Here is a 15091-nt window from a genome sequence, read left to right as displayed (position 1 = left end):
GTCCCACCGCCGGTTTCAGGAGCGCCGCAGCCGGTCCAGGATCTTGTCGGCTGCCTGTTGTTGTTGCGGGGTAAGCGATCGCGCGGCATTCGCTTCGGCACCGCAGAACTTGTCCGTTGCTGGCCGGGTGCCGTGCACGAGATAGTCGATAGCGGCGTTGAAACCGCAGCTGTTCAGGAACGGGAGGGCGACGCCGTGTCCGCCTTGGTCCACAGTGACCATTCGGGCCCGGTCGCCGAACTGCGCGCGGGTTTCCAGCGCGCCGGACAGCGGAGTGGCCGGGTCGCGCAGGTTCTGGACCAGCAGCAGGTTGGACGGTCCCCGGTCACTGAACCGCACTGGTGATTCGATCGGTTGGTACGGCCAGGACGCGCACGGCGGGACGTTCGCCGTCGACCCGCCGAGCATCGGGTACGCGGCCCGGTCGTGGATGACGTTGCGCTGATAGGTCGAAATCTGCCGGGGCCAAGCATGGTCCCCGCATACGACCGAGAGCATCGTGGTCACCTGGCTCTGGATCGGGCCGGTGATGCTCGGCAGAGCGTCGCCCGGGGGTGCCTGGTCCGTGCGGAAGGCCTGCCAGAGCTGCGCCAGCTGGGGGAACCACGAGGTCCGGTAGCTCAGGCCGTGCGTTGCCGACCGGAAGAGCGAACCGTCGTATCCCCCGGCGGGATGCCGGTCGAGTTTGTCCGCGAGCTTGAAGAAATTCGCGGTGACTTCGGCCGGAGTGGCACCGAGACCGTAGGAAGAATCTCGTACGGCGGCCCACTTGGCGAAGTCCGGAAAGCGGTCCTGCATTCCCTCGGCGAACCGACGGGACGCGGTGATGTCGTACCCGCCCGGCCCGAGAACGCTGTCGAGTACTACGCGGTCGGTCTGCTCTGGGAAGAGTGACGCGTACACGCCGCCGAGGTAGGTGCCGTACGACAACCCGGAATAGGAGATCTTCGACTCGCCGAGCGCGGCCCGGATCCGGTCCATGTCCCGGGCGGTGTTCGCGGTGGTGATGTAGGGCAAGACCGACGCGGATGCCGAAGCTGCGCATTGCTGCGAGATCCGCTTGGAGGACGCCGCGGCTGCGGTGACTTCGGCGGGGTTGTGCGCGTAGTTCGGCACGATGGCGAGGATTTGTTCTGGTTTCAGGTCGCAGCTGACCGGGCTGCTGTGGTCGACTCCGCGCGGGTCGAAACCGATCAGGTCGTACTCGGCGAGCACGCTCGCGGGCAGTCCGGCCTGCGCCATCTCCAGTGGGTACGTGAGGCCGGTGCCGCCGGGGCCGCCCGGGTTGAACAGCAGGACCCCGCGTCGTTTCGTTGGATCGGTGCTGGGCAGACGGGAGATTGCGACGCTGATCTTCTTGCTGCCTGGATTCCGGTAGTCGAGCGGTACTTCGACGGACGCGCACTGCAGCGCTGGAGACGTGACGTCGGCCGGACACTTGCCCCAGTTCACTGCGGAGCCAGCGGAGGCCGGAACCGCGGTCGCCGTCAATGCCGCGGCGGCCAGTACGACGAGCAACTGTTTTCGCACGGTTTTCCTTTCCTCATGGGAAACCGGCGGTGGGACGGAAGCCCGCCTCACCGCCGGTCATCGTCGGGTCAGTACTGCCGCAGCTGATCGGCCACCTTGTCGGCTGCCTGTTGTTGTTGCGGGGTAAGCGATCGCGCGGCGTTCGCTTCGGCTCCGCAGAATTTGTCGGCTTCCGGTCGCGTTCCGTGCACGAGGTAGTCGGTGACGGCGGCGAAGCCACAGCTGTTCAGATGGGGGAGGCCGACGCCGTGTCCGCCTTGGTCCACAGTGACCATTCGGGCCCGGCCGCCGAACGCCTCGCGGGTCTCGAGCGCGCCGGACAGCGGCGTCGCCGGGTCGCGCAGGTTCTGGACCAGCAGCAGGTTGGACGGTCCCTGGTCGCTGAACTGCACTGGAGGTTCGAGCGGCTCGGCGGCCCAGTGCGCGCAAGGCCAGACGTTCGCTGACGCGCCGCCGAGCATCGGGTACGCCTCCCGGTCGTGCGCGACGTTGCGCTGATAGGTCGAAATCGACCGCGGCCAGGCGTTGTCCCCGCACAGCACCGAAATCATGGTGGCTCGCTGGCTCTGCTCCGCATCCGTCGCGGCCGGTTGCAGCGAGCCGGCCGGGGAAGCCTGGTTGTTGAGGAGGCCTTGCCACATCTGCGCCAGCTTGGGGAAGGAAAGCGTCTGGTAAGTCAGGTTGTGCGTGCCCAGCCGGAAGATCGAGCCGTCGACGCCCGCGATCGGGTGCTGGTCGAGTTTGTCCGCGAGCTTGAAGAAGGTCGAGGTGACTTCGGCGGGGGTGGCGCCGAGACCGTAGATCGCATTGCGGACCGCGGCCCATTTCGCGAAGTCGGGGAAGCGGTCTTGCATTCCCTCGCCGAAACGCCGGGCTGTGGTGACGTCGACGCCGGTCGGTCCGACGACGCTGTCGAGCACGACTCGGTCGGTCTTGTCCGGGAACAGCGAGGAGTACACCCCGCCGAGGTAAGTGCCGTACGACAAACCGAAGTAGGAGATCTTCGATTCGCCCAGCGCGGCGCGGATCCGGTCCATGTCCCGGGCGGTGTTCGCGGTGGTGATGTACGGCAGGATCGGCGCGGAGGCCGAATCCGCGCATTTCCGCGCGATCTGCTTCGCGGACGCGGAAGCCTGGACGACATCTTCGCGGTTGTGCGCGTACTTCGGTATGAGCAAAAGCTGCTCAGAGCTCAGCTCGCAGCTCACCGGAGTGCTGTGGCCGACCCCGCGCGGGTCGAAGCCGATCAGGTCGTACTCGGCGAGCAGGCTGGCCGGTGCCCCGAGATTCGCCCAGGCCAACGGAAAAGTCAGCCCGGGACCGCCAGGGCCGCCGGGGTTGAACAGCAGGACCCCGCGCCGTTTCGCTGGATTGGTGCTCGGCAGCCGGGAAATTTCGACGCTGATCTTCTTCCCGTCCGGATGCCGGTAGTCCAGCGGAACCTCGAGCGACGCGCATTGCAGCGCCGGGGAAGCGACGTCGGCCGGGCAAGCGCCCCAGTTCACCGCGGATCTCGCGGGTGTGGCGGACGCCGGAACCGCCGTCGCGGTCAATGCGGCGGCGGCGAGTACGACGAGCAATTTCTTTCGCACTGTTTTCCTTCCTTGTGCCGAGATCGATCGAACTCAGGAAATCGGAGGGAAGAGGGCACGAAGCTGCTCGTTCGGCATTCCCGAACGGGCAAACGACGGTGGGGCGGGAAGCCCGCCCCACCGCCGATCATCGTCCCGCCCATCGTCGGTTCAGTGCCGCGCCATCCGGTCGAGAATCTTGTCCGCCGCTTGCTGTTGCTGAGGGCTGAGCCCTCGTGCGCTCGCTTCGGCTCCGCAGAACTTGTCGGTGTCCGGACGCGTTCCGTTCACCAGGAAATCAGCGGCGGCGTTGAAGCCGCAGCTGTTCAGGAACGGGAGCGCCGCACCGTGGCCGCCCTGGTCCACGGTGACCATCCGGGCCCGGTCGCCGAACTGCGCGCGGGTTTCCAGCGCGCCGGACAGCGGGGTCGCCGGGTCACGGGTGTTCTGGACCAGCAACAGATTCGACGGCCCCTGGTCGCTGAACTGCACTGGCGTTTCGATCGGCTGCTTCGGCCAGTGCGCGCACGGCCAGACGTTCGCCGTCGTGCCGCCGAGCATCGGGTACGCGGCCCGGTCGTGCGCGACGTTGCGTTGGTAGGTCGAAATCGTCCGCGGCCACGCGTTGTCCCCGCACAGAATCGAAATCATCGTGCCGACCTGGCTCTGTTCGGCGGGCGTCGGAGCGGGTGGCACCGCGCCCGGCGGGACCTGGTTCGCGAGGAGGGCCTGCCACGTCTGCGCCAGCCTCGGGAACCACCGGTTCTGGTAGATCAGGCTATGCGTCGCCAGTCGGAAGGACGAGCCGTCGATGCCTGACACCGGGGTCTTGTCGAGTTTGTCCGCGAGCTTCGCAAAGGTCGCGGTGACTTCGGCCGGAGTGGTGCCGAGACCGTAGGAAGAATTGCGTACGGCGGCCCATTTCGCGAAGTCCGGGAAGCGGTCCTGCATGCCTTCGGCGAAACGCCGTGCCGCGGTGATGTCGTAACCGCCCGGTCCGAGAACGCTGTCGAGCACCACTCGGTCGGTCTGGTCCGGGAACAGCGTCGCGTACGCCCCGCCGAGGTAGGTGCCGTACGAGTAGCCGAGGTAGGAGATCTTCGCTTCTCCGAGGGCGGCCCGGATCCTGTCCATGTCCCGCGCGGTGTTCGCGGTCGTCAGATACGGCAGCACGGACGCGGATTCCGAGGCCGCGCACTGCCGCGCGATCCCCTTGGCGAACGCGGACGCCTCGACGACGTCCGCCTCGCTGTGCGCGTACTTCGGGGCGATCGCTGTCTGGTCCGCGGTCAGGTCGCAGTTCACCGGATTGCTGTGGGCGACTCCGCGGGGGTCGAAGCCGATCAGGTCGTACTGGGCGAGCACGCTCGTCGGGAGGCCGGCCTGGATGATGTCCAGCGGGAACGTCAGGCCGGGATCGCCGGGGCCGCCCGGGTTGAACAGCAGCACTCCGCGCCGCGCGGCCGGATCGACGCTCCGCAGCCGCGAGATCTCGATGCTGATCTTCTTGCCGTCCGGCTGCCGGTAGTCCAGCGGCACCTCGAGCGACGCGCACTGCACTTGCGCCGGCGCGGCGACATCGGCCGGACAGGCTCCCCAGTTCACCGTGGACTTCGGGGGAGCCGCGTACGCCGGAACAGCGGTCACCGTCAACGCGGCTGCCGCCAGTACGGCGAATACGTGTTTTCGCACTGTCTTCCATCCTTTGCCGAGATCAATCGAACTCAGGAAACTGACGGGAAAGTGCACGAAAGCAAGGTGTGTTCGCTGCCGGTCGGGCCGACGTCCGGCCGCGTCGTCGCGGAGACGTCGGCGATCGAAAGCATCGCCGACGTTACTCCGATCCCCTCGGCGCCGGAAGGGGTTTCACCGGCGCGGTTCCCAGCGGAATAGTCGGGTCGCCAGGGTGACGCTGAGAATCAGCCACGCCGCGATCGGGCCGAGCAGGACGAGTGAGTCGGCGGCCGAAGCTCCGCCATTCCAGGAATTCAACACGAGTTCGGTGGCCGCCCCGCCGGGGAGAAGGCGTTTCAGGAGGGAAAGCTGTTCCGTTCCGGTGATTCCGATCCAACTTGCTGCCGCGAGGACGGCCAGGGTGATCGGCAGTGTGGTGACCTGGGCGTGCTCCGGGGAGTTCGTGAGACCGGCCGTGGCCAGGCCTAGCGCGAGCATCATGGCGACGGTCGCGACGACCGCGACCACCAGGAGCAGCGGGTTCTTCGGCAGGCCGGTGACCGCGGCGAGCACGGCGAGGATGACGGCGACCTGGATCGTGGTGATCACCGTGATCGGCAGGAGCAGGCCGACGAGAATGCCGGAGTCGCTCGCCGCGGTGGAGCGCAATCGCTTGAGGAAGAGGTTCTGCCGCCGGGCGGCGAGCGTGGTCACGGTGGTGGTGTAGAGGCCGATCGCGGTGATGAAGGAAAGCGTCAGCGCCGCGATATAACCGAGGCTGCCGATTTGCGCGAAGGTTTCATGTCGCGAGATGAAGAAGGCGCTGAATGCGACCGGCAGAATCAACGAGGTGACCAGCACTAATCGGTTTCGGAAGAGCTGGATCAGTTCGCCGCGGGCGATGGAGAACATGGGAAAGCCTTTCGGGAATGGGTCAGGCGTTGCCGATGGCACGGAAGACGTCGTCGAGGCGGGTCGGGCCAGCCTCCAATTCGGCCAGTTCCACTGCGCAGTCCTGGGCCCAGCCGAGCAGGGTGTGCAGGTCTTTCTGCAGGCCGAAGGTCTCGATGAGGAAGCGGCCGTCTTCCTCGCGGGTCGCTTGCAACGGCGGCATCGGCGCGTGCGGCGGGAGTCCGAAGCGGATCGTCGCGGGCAACGTCCGGGTCAGTTCGGCGACGGTGCCTTCGCGGTTGAGCGTGCCCTGGTGCATCAGGCCGATGCGGTCGGCGCGCTGCTGCGCTTCCTCGAGGTAATGCGTGGTGAGGACGATGGTGGTGCCGTCCTCGCGGAGCCGGTCCACCGAGTTCCACAGCGCGTCACGCGACTGGATGTCCAGACCAGTGGTCGGCTCGTCGAGGAAGACCAGGTCCGGCGTCCCGTACACGGCGGTCGCGAAGTCCAGCCGGCGCTTTTCGCCGCCGGAGAGCTGCGACACCCTCGTCGTGGCTTTGCGGGTGAGGCCGGTGACGCCGAGCAGCCGTTCGACGTTGTCGCCGCGCTGGGTCAGGCTGCCGATCAGCCGGATCGATTCGCGCACGGTCAGGTCCGGGGAGAAGCCGCTTTCCTGCAGCATGATCCCCATCCTCGGACGCACGGCGGCGCGGTCGCGCGGGTCCTTCCCGAACACCCGCACGGTGCCTGAGCTGGGCGGCCGGTGTCCCTCGACGGTCTCCAGGGTCGAGGTTTTCCCCGCGCCGTTCGTGCCGAGCAGCGCGTACAGTTCGCCGCGGCCGACCTGGAACGACAGGTCGCGCACGGCCTGGAAATCGCCGTAGGTGAGGTTCAGGTGGTCGACTTCGATGACTGGGGTCGTGGACATGCTCCGATTCCAGCCGGTTCTCGCTGGTCTGGAGTAGTGCGGCCGTGTCAGCCGAAGACATGACACTGCGTCACTGGTGGGCCTCCGGCGGCTGCGGCATGCTGGGGGCGCAATCCGTGGCCGAAGCTGGAGCACCATGACCGAGATCCGTCCCCTGTGGACTCGTCGCGCGGCTTGGACCAGCGACGCGGTCCAGGACCGGCTCCGACGGCTCAACCTCGTCACGGTGATGCCGCCGCTGCTGGTGGTCGGCGTTGTGCTGATCGTCCTCAGCAGCCGGACCTGGTGGCACGTCGTCGTCCAGGTGATCGGGCTGCTGGCCGCGACCGCCACCGCCGAACGCTGGACCGCGGGCGATTTCGTCCGGGTCGCGCGCCCCTGCCTGGTGCTTACCGCGCTCGTCTGGTTCGCCGGTGCGCTCAGCGACATCACCATGGCGTTCTACGGGCTGAGCATGGTCGGGTCGTTCCTCATCCCGCCGCTGCCGCGGCACCGGTTCGCCGCGCTGGTCGGCTTCGCCGTGCTGACCGGCGTGATCGGCGCGGCCAATATGCTGCTGCACCACGACCATCTCGGCGCTCGCGTCGTGGTCTATGTGGTGACCCCCGCGATCGGCTCGGCGCTGTCGACCTTGTTGATGTTCGCCAGCCAGCGGCTCTACGACCTCGTGGCGGAGCTGGAAGAATCGCGGGAGAAAGAGGCGGAGCTGGCGGTGGTCCGGGAACGCGTCCGGTTCGCCAGCGAACTGCACGACATCCAGGGCCACACGCTGCACGTGGTGAAGCTGAAGGTCGCGCTCGCGGAGAAGCTGCTGCACCGGGATCTCGAACGGGCGCAGGAAGAACTGCGCGAGGTGCACACCCTGGTCGGCGACACCATCGTGCAGACCAAGGAACTCGCCTACGCGCAGCGTCGGCTCAATCTGTCGGCCGAACTGGAGAACGCGAAGAACCTCTTCGAGGCGGCGGGGATCCATGTGCGGATCGATCGGCACGCGGAGGTCAATTCGGGCGTGGACGAGTTGCTCGGGCAGGTGCTGCGTGAGACGACCACGAACATCCTCCGGCACGCGCAAGCCCGGCAGGTGCGGATCACGCTGAACGAAACCGGGATCAGCATCGTCAACGACGGTGCCGCGGATGGCGCTCCGGAGCTAAGTGGACTGTCCACATTGGCGGACCGGCTGGCGGATCAGGGCGGAGAATTGACAGTGGAGCAGAAGGACGGCCGATTCGTGACGGCAGCGGCCTTCCCGGAGAAGGCGGCGCGATGACGACGGTGGTGCTTGCCGACGACGAAGCGCTGCTCCGTAAAGCGATGGCCGCGCTGCTGCCGATGGAAGGCGAGATCACTGTGCTCGCCGAGGCGGAAGACGGCGAGGCGGCGGTGCGGGCCACTGTGGAGCATCAGCCGGACGTGCTGGTGATCGACCTGGAAATGCCCAATGTGGACGGACTGGGCGCGGTCGCGCGGATCCGGCGGGAACGGCCGGAGCAGGTGATCCTGATGCTGACCAGGCACGCACGGCCGGGTGTGCTGCGCAAGGCGTTGAAACTCGGCGTGCAGGGGTTTGTCAGCAAATCCGCGGAACCGGCGCACATCGCCTCGGTGATCCGGACGCTGGACGAGGGCAAACGCTGGATCGACCCTGACGTCTCGGCGCTCGCGGTGGTGGACGACTGTCCGTTGACGGTGCGGGAAATCGACGTGCTGCGGGCGACACGGGAGGGGTATTCGGTCGCGGACATCGCGGCGCAGCTGCATCTGGCGGAGGGGACCGTGCGGAACTATCTGTCGAACGCGATGCAGAAGACACAGACGCGGACGCGGCACGAGGCGGCGCGGTACGCCCGAGAGCACGACTGGTTGTGAGTGCCTATGCCGGTTCTAACCGGCATAGGCACTCACAAGGTCAGCGGTTGGACGCCTTCTTCACGAACTTGCCCAGGTCCTTCGACTGCTGCACCCGCGACGGTTCGTGCACGTACATCATGTGCCCGGCCGGGTAGTAAGCCGTGTCGATGTTCTCCCGCAGTTCCTCAGGAATCTTCAACTGCGAGAGCACATACTCGGACGCGTAGTACGCCGTCGCGCCGTCGTAATGCCCGAAGGCGACGTGGACCTGCAGGTGCGGATTCGACCGCATCGCCCCGCTCAAGGTGTCCACAACGGACACTGAACGGCCCTCGAACTCCTTGTAGGACCAGGCCTTGAACACGTCAGTGGACAGGATCTCGTACGGCAGGTCGTTCTTGTAGCCCAGTTCGGCGCGCACGTAGTGGTTGAACCCGGCCGAGTAGGCGCCGATGATCCGCGAGACCGACGGGTCGTCGCTCATGTGCTCGACGCCGCCGTCCGGCTCCCACGTGGTGAACCGTCCGTCCATCCGGCCGACGGTCTTGCCCTGGTCGCGCAGCAGTTCGGTGAAGAACCGGACGTGTTCGATCCGCAGGTTCACCCGGTCCACATAGGACTCACTGAGCCCGGTGAGCGACGCCAGCGTCTGCACCGCCTCGGTACGGTCCTGAGTGGACAGCCGCGCGCCGCGGGAAAGCGCCCACGGCAGCTCCTTCGAGGCGAAGTCCTCGGCGTCGGCGAGCACGTCGTCGAGCGGACGTTCGCCGTGGTGACCGTGGTAGTGCGCGATCGCCGCGTACGTGGGCAGGTACAGCGAGTACGGCAGGTCGTTGCCCTCGTCGAAACGCAGCGTGCCGAGGTCCAAAACGGACGAGATGAGCATCAAGCCGTTGAGGTACAGGCCGTAGCGGTCCTGCAGGTGCCCGGCCAGCGCCGCGGCGCGCAGCGTGCCGTACGACTCGCCGGCGAGGAACTTCGGCGACAGCCAGCGCTCGTTGCGCGAAACCCACAGCCGGATGATCTCCGCGATCGATTCGACGTCGCCCTGGAATCCGGTGTACGGCTGCGATTCGCCGCCCTCGGTCACCCGCGAGTAGCCGGTCTGGACCGGGTCGATGAACACCAGGTCGCTGTGCGCGAGCAGGCTTTCCGGGTTGTCCTCGAGCCCGTACGGCGGCGGCACCGGGTCGTCGACGTCGCCGGACAGCACCCGGCGCGGTCCGAGCAATCCCATGTGCAGCCAGATGCTGGAGGAACCGGGGCCGCCGTTGAAGGCGAAGGTGACCGGCCGCGAGCCGGGATCCGCGTCGTCCAAGGTGTAGGCGGTGAGGAAGACCTCGGCCTTGGGTTGGTGGCCCTCGGACTTGCCGTCCTTTTTGACCTCTTGGCGGAGCACGATCCGGCCGGCCTGGGCGGTGTAGGCGAGCTTGCGCCGCTTGACGGTGAGGGTGTGCTGCGTCGTGACGAGGTCGTCGACGGGCTCGGCCGCCTTCGTCTCCTCGTCCTTGGTCTTCTCGGCGGTCTCGTCCGCGGTGGTGTCGGCCATGGCCCCAACCTATCCCGCGTTACCGTGGCAGCACACCAACGCGGAGGAGATCGATGCGCACGTTCGCCGACCTCGACGCGCAGCTGGTGCAATGCCGCGCGTGCCCGCGGCTGGTCGAATGGCGCGAAGGCGTGGCCGGTACGAAGGCCGCCTTCGCGGGCGAGCGCTACTGGGCGCGTCCAGTTCCCGGCTTTGGCGCGGAAGACGCCGCGCTGGCGGTGGTCGGGCTCGCGCCGTCCGCGCACGGGGCCAACCGCACCGGCCGGATGTTCACCGGCGATCCGTCGGGCGATTTTCTCTTCCGCGTGCTGTACGAGGTCGGTCTCGCGTCGCAGCCGGTGTCGACGGCCATCGGCGACGGCCTCACGCTGCGCGGCACCCGGCTCGTCTCGCCGGTCCGCTGCGCGCCGCCGGAGAACCGGCCGACGCCCGGTGAGCGGGACACCTGCCGGCACTGGCTGGCCGACGAACTGGACCTCCTGCGGCCGACCCTGCGCGCGATCGTCGTGCTCGGAGCGTTCGGCTGGCAGGCATTGCTGCCCGTGCTGTCCGCCGCGGGCTGGCCGGTGCCGAAACCGCGTCCGGCCTTCGCGCACGGCGCCCGGATGCAGCTCGGCGACCTAGCGGTGTTCGGCTGCTACCACGTGTCACCGCGCAATGTCCAGACCGGTCGTGTGACACAGCCCATGGTGGTGACCGCGTTCACCGCCGCGGCCTCGGCGGCCGGGCTCATCTGAATCGTGACAACCAGCGTGGCGATGCTGGTCACAGCGGGGTGGGGTACCCGAGCGGAGCCGCTTCGGAAGTGCGACTATAGGTACATGGCTGCTGCGAAGTCGGAACCGACTCGGATCCTCGTCCTCGGTGGTGGATACGTCGGCCTGTACACCGCGTACGGGCTTCAGAAGATGCTGCGCGCCAACGAGGCCTCCGTGACCGTCGTTGACCCGCAGCCGCACATGACTTATGCCCCGTTCCTGCCCGAGGCGGCGGCCGGCGCGATCGAGCCGCGGCACGTGGTCGTGCCGCTGCGCCGCGTGCTGAAGCGCTGCCACGTGCTGACCGCGCGGGTCACGAAGATCGAGAACGAGCGCAAGGCCGTCACGGTCGAAGCGGCCGACGGCCACATCGAGACGCTGAACTACGACGTGCTCGTGGTCGCGCTCGGCGCCGTCGCGCGGATCCTGCCGATCCCCGGCCTCGCCGAGGAGGGCATCGCCTTCAAGACCATCGGCGAGGCGATCTACCTGCGCAACCACATCATGACCAAGCTGGACGAGGCCGCCAGCACGCTCGACCCCGAGCTGCGCAAGCGCCTGCTCACGTTCACCGTGGTCGGCGGCGGGTTCGCGGGCATCGAGGCGCTGGCCGAGCTCGAGGACATGACCCGCTTCGCGGTCGAGAACTACTACCCGAACATCAAGCCGGCGGACATCCGCTGGGTGATGGTCGAGGCGGCCGGGCGGATCCTGCCCGAGGTGCGCGAGACGCTGGGTGTGTACACGGTGCAGCAGCTGGAGAAGCGCGGCATCGAGGTCTACCTGTCGACCGCGGCGAAGTCGTTCGAAAACGGCCACGTCGTGCTCTCGGACGGCACCGAGTTCGACACCGACACGATCATCTGGACCGCGGGCGTGAAGGCCAACCCGGTCCTCGCCGGCTCGGACCTGCCGCTCGACAAGCGCGGCCGCGTCGAGGCCACCGCCGCGATGCAGGTAGTCGGCCACCCGGACGTCTGGACCGCGGGCGACAACGCGGCCATCCCGGACCTGTCGCGCACCGAGCAGGACCCGACGGCGACCTGCCCGCCGAACGCCCAGCACGCGGTCCGCCAGGCCCGCCTGCTGGCGAAGAACATCATCAAGGTGATCCGCGGCGGACAGCCGAAGGACTACTTCCACAAGAACCTGGGCGCGGTCGCGAGCCTCGGCCTGCACAAGGGTGTCGCGGACGCGCTGAACCTGAAGATCAAGGGCTTCCCGGCGTGGCTGTTCCACCGCGCGTACCACCTCAAGGCGATGCCGACGTGGAACCGCAAGATCCGCATCCTGTTCGACTGGATGCTGGGCGGGCTGTTCCGGCGTGAGGTCATCTCGCTGGGGCAGATCAACAACCCGAAGGAAGAGTTCAACCGGGCCAGCAAGGGCTGAGTGCTCTTCGTCTTGATTTCGTCTCGATGAAGCCGGGTCGTCTTGGGGCGGCCCGGCTTTGTCGTGTGCGGGGGCGGGTTCGCTAGGGTGGGTGTGCCCCCGTAGCCCAATTGGCAGAGGCAGTCGACTTAAAATCGACCCAGTGCGGGTTCGAGACCCGTCGGGGGCACCGTTTTCCCTGGTCAGGACGGTTCTTCCGAGTCCGGTTCAAGATCAATCCCCGGTTTATCCCCGGAATTGCCGGATTCAGGGTCGAGCCACATGGTTTCCAACGCGACCGCGTTGTCCCGCGAGACCGTCGTACGGCCCATGTAGACGTCCTGCGTCATCGACGGCTTGCTGTGGCCCAGTTGGTCCGCGATCTGCCGGGCACTGGCCGAGGCGTCGTCCAGCACCGTAGCAGCGGTCTTGCGGAACACGTGCGACTTGACCCACGCGAACTCGTCCACGCCCCGGGCGTTGCGGAGGTCCCGCCGGGTGTTCGAGGGGTCGCGCAGCCCGCCCAGCGTGTCCGGGAAGACCGGGCTGGCGGGACCGCGTCCATCCTCCCGGGCGATCCGGAGACGTTCGCGCAGCATCGAGACCGCCCAGGAAGGCAGCGGCAACGTGCGGTCCCCGTTGTCCGTCTTGAGCTGATTCACGCGCCGCAAGCCCACACCTCGAATCCGGACCACCTTCCAGTCGACAACGACAGTGCCCTGGTTCAGGTCGACGTCCTCCCAGAAGACCGCGAGGGCTTCGCCGATCCGCACACCGGTGGCCAGCATGAACCGCATCAGGTCGGGCAAGTCCTTTGCGGCCGCTTGCTTGTCGCCCTCCATCTTCTCCAGCAGCGCCTTCCGCTCGGCAGCGGTGAGCGCCCGAGGCTTCTTCCGTTTGCCGCCCTCAATCCGGTCAGCATCGCGGATCGGATTGGAACCGAGAGCGCCGTGTTGGACCGCGTATGCCAGGACTCCGCCGACAACCGCGCGAGCAGTTCGAGCGTGCGCAGCGCTGCTTTTCGCTTGGACTGCAGGCAGAAACACACTCAGCCGAGGCACCGTCACCTCGTAGAGCCGCAGTTCCCCGAGCGCCGGAAGTACATGGTTCTTGAGCATGCTCCGGTAGTTGTCGATCGTCCCGGGTGCCCGCTCACCGGCTTTGGCGCGTTCCTCCTGGCGAGCGAACCACTTCGACGCCACGACGGAGAACTTGCTGGTGTGGTCGATGTCGCCACCGCCAGGCGCGTTCAGCGCGGTCTTGATCGCTTTTTTCAGTTCCCGCTCGGCCTTGGCCTTCGACGCTCCGCTGCGCTCGATGTCGCGCACTTTCCCGTCGTAGCCGCGGTAGCTGGTGCGTGCCCGCACACCGTTGGCGGTGTTTTCGTAGCGGATCTTGCCGTGGGTTCCGATCTCCAGGGGCGGCCGGGCCATCAGGCGGTGGCCTGTTCTGCGATCCAGGCGTCGACCTCGTCCGCGCGGAAGCGGACGTATTTGCCGATGCGGTAGCCGTTGGGGCCTTTGCCGGTCTTGCGCCACTGGTAGACGGTGTTGACGGGGACGCTGAGGTAGTCGGCGAGGTCAGTGACGGTCAGGAGTTTGCTGTCCATGGTCGTTTTCCTTGCTGTATTTGTGTTTGCGGTCGTCTCGGATGCGGCAGGCGATGGCGGCCGCGAGTTCGCGTTCTGCGTCGTCGCTGTAGCCCGCGCCGTCGAAGGTCCAGTTGTTGACCACGGCGATCGTGTCGGCGCGGTCGTCCAGGCCGAGGCGTTCGAGGGTTTCCTCGAGGCGGAAGCGGCGGCGGTCGCCGCGGATGTCCTTGAACGTGGTGGAGTAGGCGCGGGATTTGGTGAGGAAGTGGCCGCGGAAGGCGAGCATGTGCGCCCAACGGCGCAGGTTCAGGTCTGCGTAGGGTTCGAGCGCTCCGAGGTCCCAGGCGGCCTGGATGATGCGGCGGTGGTGGTCGGAGACCCGCAGGTGCGCGATGTCGCGTTCGGAACGGATCGGCCGGTCCGCGGCTTCGCTTTTGCCGGTGCCCTTGGTCGCGTACTTGGCGATGTAGGCGGCGAGGCGGGCTTCGCTGATTCGGCCGGCGTTGTCCTCCAGCTCTGCGGAGTTCATGGGTTCGATGCGGCGGACGTCGACCTGGTCGCCCCAGGTCAGCACGAGCGGCGTGCCGTCGGGGAGGTGGGTGGTGGCGTAGGCGGCTCCGGCGGCGGCGTAGACGGCGTCTTCGAGGAGGTCCGGGTGTGCCCAGGCCGGGGCGGGGTCGGCCGCGCCGTCGGGGCCGTCGAGGCGGACCACGGCGTGGAAGTGCACGAGCCCGCGCCGCTGGTATTCCGCGACTTTCCCGTAGGACAGGCGGGCTTGTTCGGCGAACTCGCGGGCTTTGAGCCCGGCGCGTTTGGCGATCTCGCGGCGCAGCCGGGTCACGAACCGCTGCCACAGCACCCCGGCATGTGCCTGCCAGAGCACCGATCCGGTGTAGTCGTAGGTGTCCGGGTCGAGCGGGGTGCCGACGCGCGGGTCGGCGTCGAGGTGGTATTCCCCGCAGCCGCACGGGATGCGCTTGCCGCGCGCGCTGGTGCGGGCGTGGTGCACCGGCCCGAACGAGGGCGCGGTGAGGGTGACGAACGCGCGTGGCCGGTCGGTGACGTGCTCGGGAACGCCTTTGTGGCCGCCGACGAGTCCGGCGCGGACGAGGTGGAACGCGTCGGCGGCGTAGCGGTCGGAGCAGGACGGGCAGACCGATTCGCGGCGGTTGCCGCACGGGACGAAGATGTCGCCGCCGTGGTGGTGCAGCACCTGCCCGCTGGCCGCGTCCTGGAGCTGGTGCGCGCCGCCGAGGCGGATCGGGCGGGCGCAGCCGTTGACGGCGTGCACTTTGGCGCGCCATTCGTCGTAGTCGCGCATCCGGACCCGGTAGGCGATGCGCTCGTCCAGCGTGTGCATGTCGGTGGCCCTTT

Annotated in this window: 13 protein-coding genes and 1 tRNA gene; 5 read left to right on the top strand and 9 right to left on the bottom strand. The window is 67.6% G+C overall.

Translation table 11 applies throughout. The annotated features are described in order from the left end of the window. Positions 1-15: 15 nt before the first annotated feature. From ACZ7OI_RS24790 to ACZ7OI_RS24770, 5 genes are all read right to left on the bottom strand, one after another. Entirely contained in the window at positions 16-1530 is a 1515-nt protein-coding gene (locus tag ACZ7OI_RS24790) for an alpha/beta hydrolase (protein WP_470266546.1), read from the bottom strand. A gap of 68 nt (positions 1531-1598) precedes the next feature. Next, positions 1599-3122: an alpha/beta hydrolase gene (locus tag ACZ7OI_RS24785; protein WP_470266545.1), complete on the bottom strand. Its 1524-nt coding sequence runs from the start codon at positions 3120-3122 to the stop codon at positions 1599-1601. Between the two features lie 150 nt (positions 3123-3272). Next, positions 3273-4793, bottom strand: a complete 1521-nt coding sequence (locus tag ACZ7OI_RS24780) for an alpha/beta hydrolase (RefSeq protein ID WP_470266544.1) — start codon at positions 4791-4793, stop codon at positions 3273-3275. A 174-nt stretch (positions 4794-4967) separates the two neighbouring features. Further along, positions 4968-5687, bottom strand: a complete 720-nt coding sequence (locus ACZ7OI_RS24775) for an ABC transporter permease (protein ID WP_470266543.1) — start codon at positions 5685-5687, stop codon at positions 4968-4970. A 22-nt stretch (positions 5688-5709) separates the two neighbouring features. After that, positions 5710-6594, bottom strand: coding sequence for an ABC transporter ATP-binding protein (locus ACZ7OI_RS24770; protein ID WP_470266542.1), 885 nt, complete (start codon positions 6592-6594; stop codon positions 5710-5712). Between the two features lie 136 nt (positions 6595-6730). On the opposite strand from ACZ7OI_RS24770, the gene ACZ7OI_RS24765 reads away from it, so the two are divergent. Together ACZ7OI_RS24765 and ACZ7OI_RS24760 are read left to right on the top strand one after the other, a co-directional pair. Continuing rightward, entirely contained in the window at positions 6731-7867 is a 1137-nt protein-coding gene (locus tag ACZ7OI_RS24765; RefSeq protein ID WP_470266541.1) for a sensor histidine kinase, read from the top strand. Next, positions 7864-8466 carry a response regulator transcription factor gene (locus tag ACZ7OI_RS24760; RefSeq protein WP_470266540.1) on the top strand — a complete coding sequence of 201 codons (603 nt, stop codon included), beginning with the start codon at positions 7864-7866 and terminating at the stop codon, positions 8464-8466. Before ACZ7OI_RS24765 ends, ACZ7OI_RS24760 begins: the two co-directional genes overlap by 4 nt. Positions 8467-8506: 40 nt before the next feature. Here ACZ7OI_RS24760 and ACZ7OI_RS24755 read toward each other — a convergent pair whose 3' ends face one another. Further along, a complete protein-coding gene (locus tag ACZ7OI_RS24755; RefSeq protein ID WP_470266539.1) occupies positions 8507-9997 on the bottom strand; it encodes a S10 family peptidase in 1491 nt (496 codons plus the stop codon). 53 nt (positions 9998-10050) lie between these two features. Between ACZ7OI_RS24755 and ACZ7OI_RS24750 the strand changes: the two genes are divergently transcribed. The 3 genes from ACZ7OI_RS24750 to ACZ7OI_RS24740 all read left to right on the top strand — a co-directional run bounded on the left by ACZ7OI_RS24750 (position 10051) and on the right by ACZ7OI_RS24740 (position 12316). Further along, complete coding sequence (locus ACZ7OI_RS24750) at positions 10051-10734, top strand: uracil-DNA glycosylase (RefSeq protein ID WP_470266538.1); 684 nt, start codon at positions 10051-10053, stop codon at positions 10732-10734. Between the two features lie 84 nt (positions 10735-10818). Continuing rightward, positions 10819-12147 carry an NAD(P)/FAD-dependent oxidoreductase gene (locus ACZ7OI_RS24745; protein WP_043836597.1) on the top strand — a complete coding sequence of 443 codons (1329 nt, stop codon included), beginning with the start codon at positions 10819-10821 and terminating at the stop codon, positions 12145-12147. A 95-nt stretch (positions 12148-12242) separates the two neighbouring features. Then, positions 12243-12316: transfer RNA gene (locus tag ACZ7OI_RS24740), tRNA-Leu, on the top strand. A 13-nt stretch (positions 12317-12329) separates the two neighbouring features. On the opposite strand, the gene ACZ7OI_RS24735 is transcribed toward ACZ7OI_RS24740, so the two are convergent. The 3 genes from ACZ7OI_RS24735 to ACZ7OI_RS24725 are packed head-to-tail and all read right to left on the bottom strand — an operon-like array spanning position 12330 to position 15077. Continuing rightward, positions 12330-13559, bottom strand: a complete 1230-nt coding sequence (locus ACZ7OI_RS24735; protein ID WP_470266537.1) for a site-specific integrase — start codon at positions 13557-13559, stop codon at positions 12330-12332. Beyond that, positions 13559-13735 carry a helix-turn-helix transcriptional regulator gene (locus tag ACZ7OI_RS24730; protein WP_470266536.1) on the bottom strand — a complete coding sequence of 59 codons (177 nt, stop codon included), beginning with the start codon at positions 13733-13735 and terminating at the stop codon, positions 13559-13561. Before ACZ7OI_RS24730 ends, ACZ7OI_RS24735 begins: the two co-directional genes overlap by 1 nt. Continuing rightward, positions 13707-15077, bottom strand: a complete 1371-nt coding sequence (locus ACZ7OI_RS24725; RefSeq protein ID WP_470266535.1) for a replication initiator — start codon at positions 15075-15077, stop codon at positions 13707-13709. The genes ACZ7OI_RS24730 and ACZ7OI_RS24725 overlap by 29 nt, the downstream gene beginning before the upstream one ends. Positions 15078-15091: the final 14 nt, after the last annotated feature.

The organism is Amycolatopsis sp. NPDC114503, assembly GCF_055633655.1.
This window is presented reverse-complemented; position numbering and strand designations above follow the sequence as displayed.

Coding starts and splice junctions, on each gene's coding strand:
- ACZ7OI_RS24730 (WP_470266536.1), bottom strand. CDS start 13,735: ATGGACAGCAAACTCCTGACCGTCACTGACCTCGCCGACTACCTCAGC.
- ACZ7OI_RS24745 (WP_043836597.1), top strand. CDS start 10,819: ATGGCTGCTGCGAAGTCGGAACCGACTCGGATCCTCGTCCTCGGTGGT.
- ACZ7OI_RS24750 (WP_470266538.1), top strand. CDS start 10,051: ATGCGCACGTTCGCCGACCTCGACGCGCAGCTGGTGCAATGCCGCGCG.
- ACZ7OI_RS24765 (WP_470266541.1), top strand. CDS start 6,731: ATGACCGAGATCCGTCCCCTGTGGACTCGTCGCGCGGCTTGGACCAGC.
- ACZ7OI_RS24760 (WP_470266540.1), top strand. CDS start 7,864: ATGACGACGGTGGTGCTTGCCGACGACGAAGCGCTGCTCCGTAAAGCG.
- ACZ7OI_RS24770 (WP_470266542.1), bottom strand. CDS start 6,594: ATGTCCACGACCCCAGTCATCGAAGTCGACCACCTGAACCTCACCTAC.
- ACZ7OI_RS24725 (WP_470266535.1), bottom strand. CDS start 15,077: ATGCACACGCTGGACGAGCGCATCGCCTACCGGGTCCGGATGCGCGAC.
- ACZ7OI_RS24735 (WP_470266537.1), bottom strand. CDS start 13,559: ATGGCCCGGCCGCCCCTGGAGATCGGAACCCACGGCAAGATCCGCTAC.
- ACZ7OI_RS24755 (WP_470266539.1), bottom strand. CDS start 9,997: ATGGCCGACACCACCGCGGACGAGACCGCCGAGAAGACCAAGGACGAG.
- ACZ7OI_RS24775 (WP_470266543.1), bottom strand. CDS start 5,687: ATGTTCTCCATCGCCCGCGGCGAACTGATCCAGCTCTTCCGAAACCGA.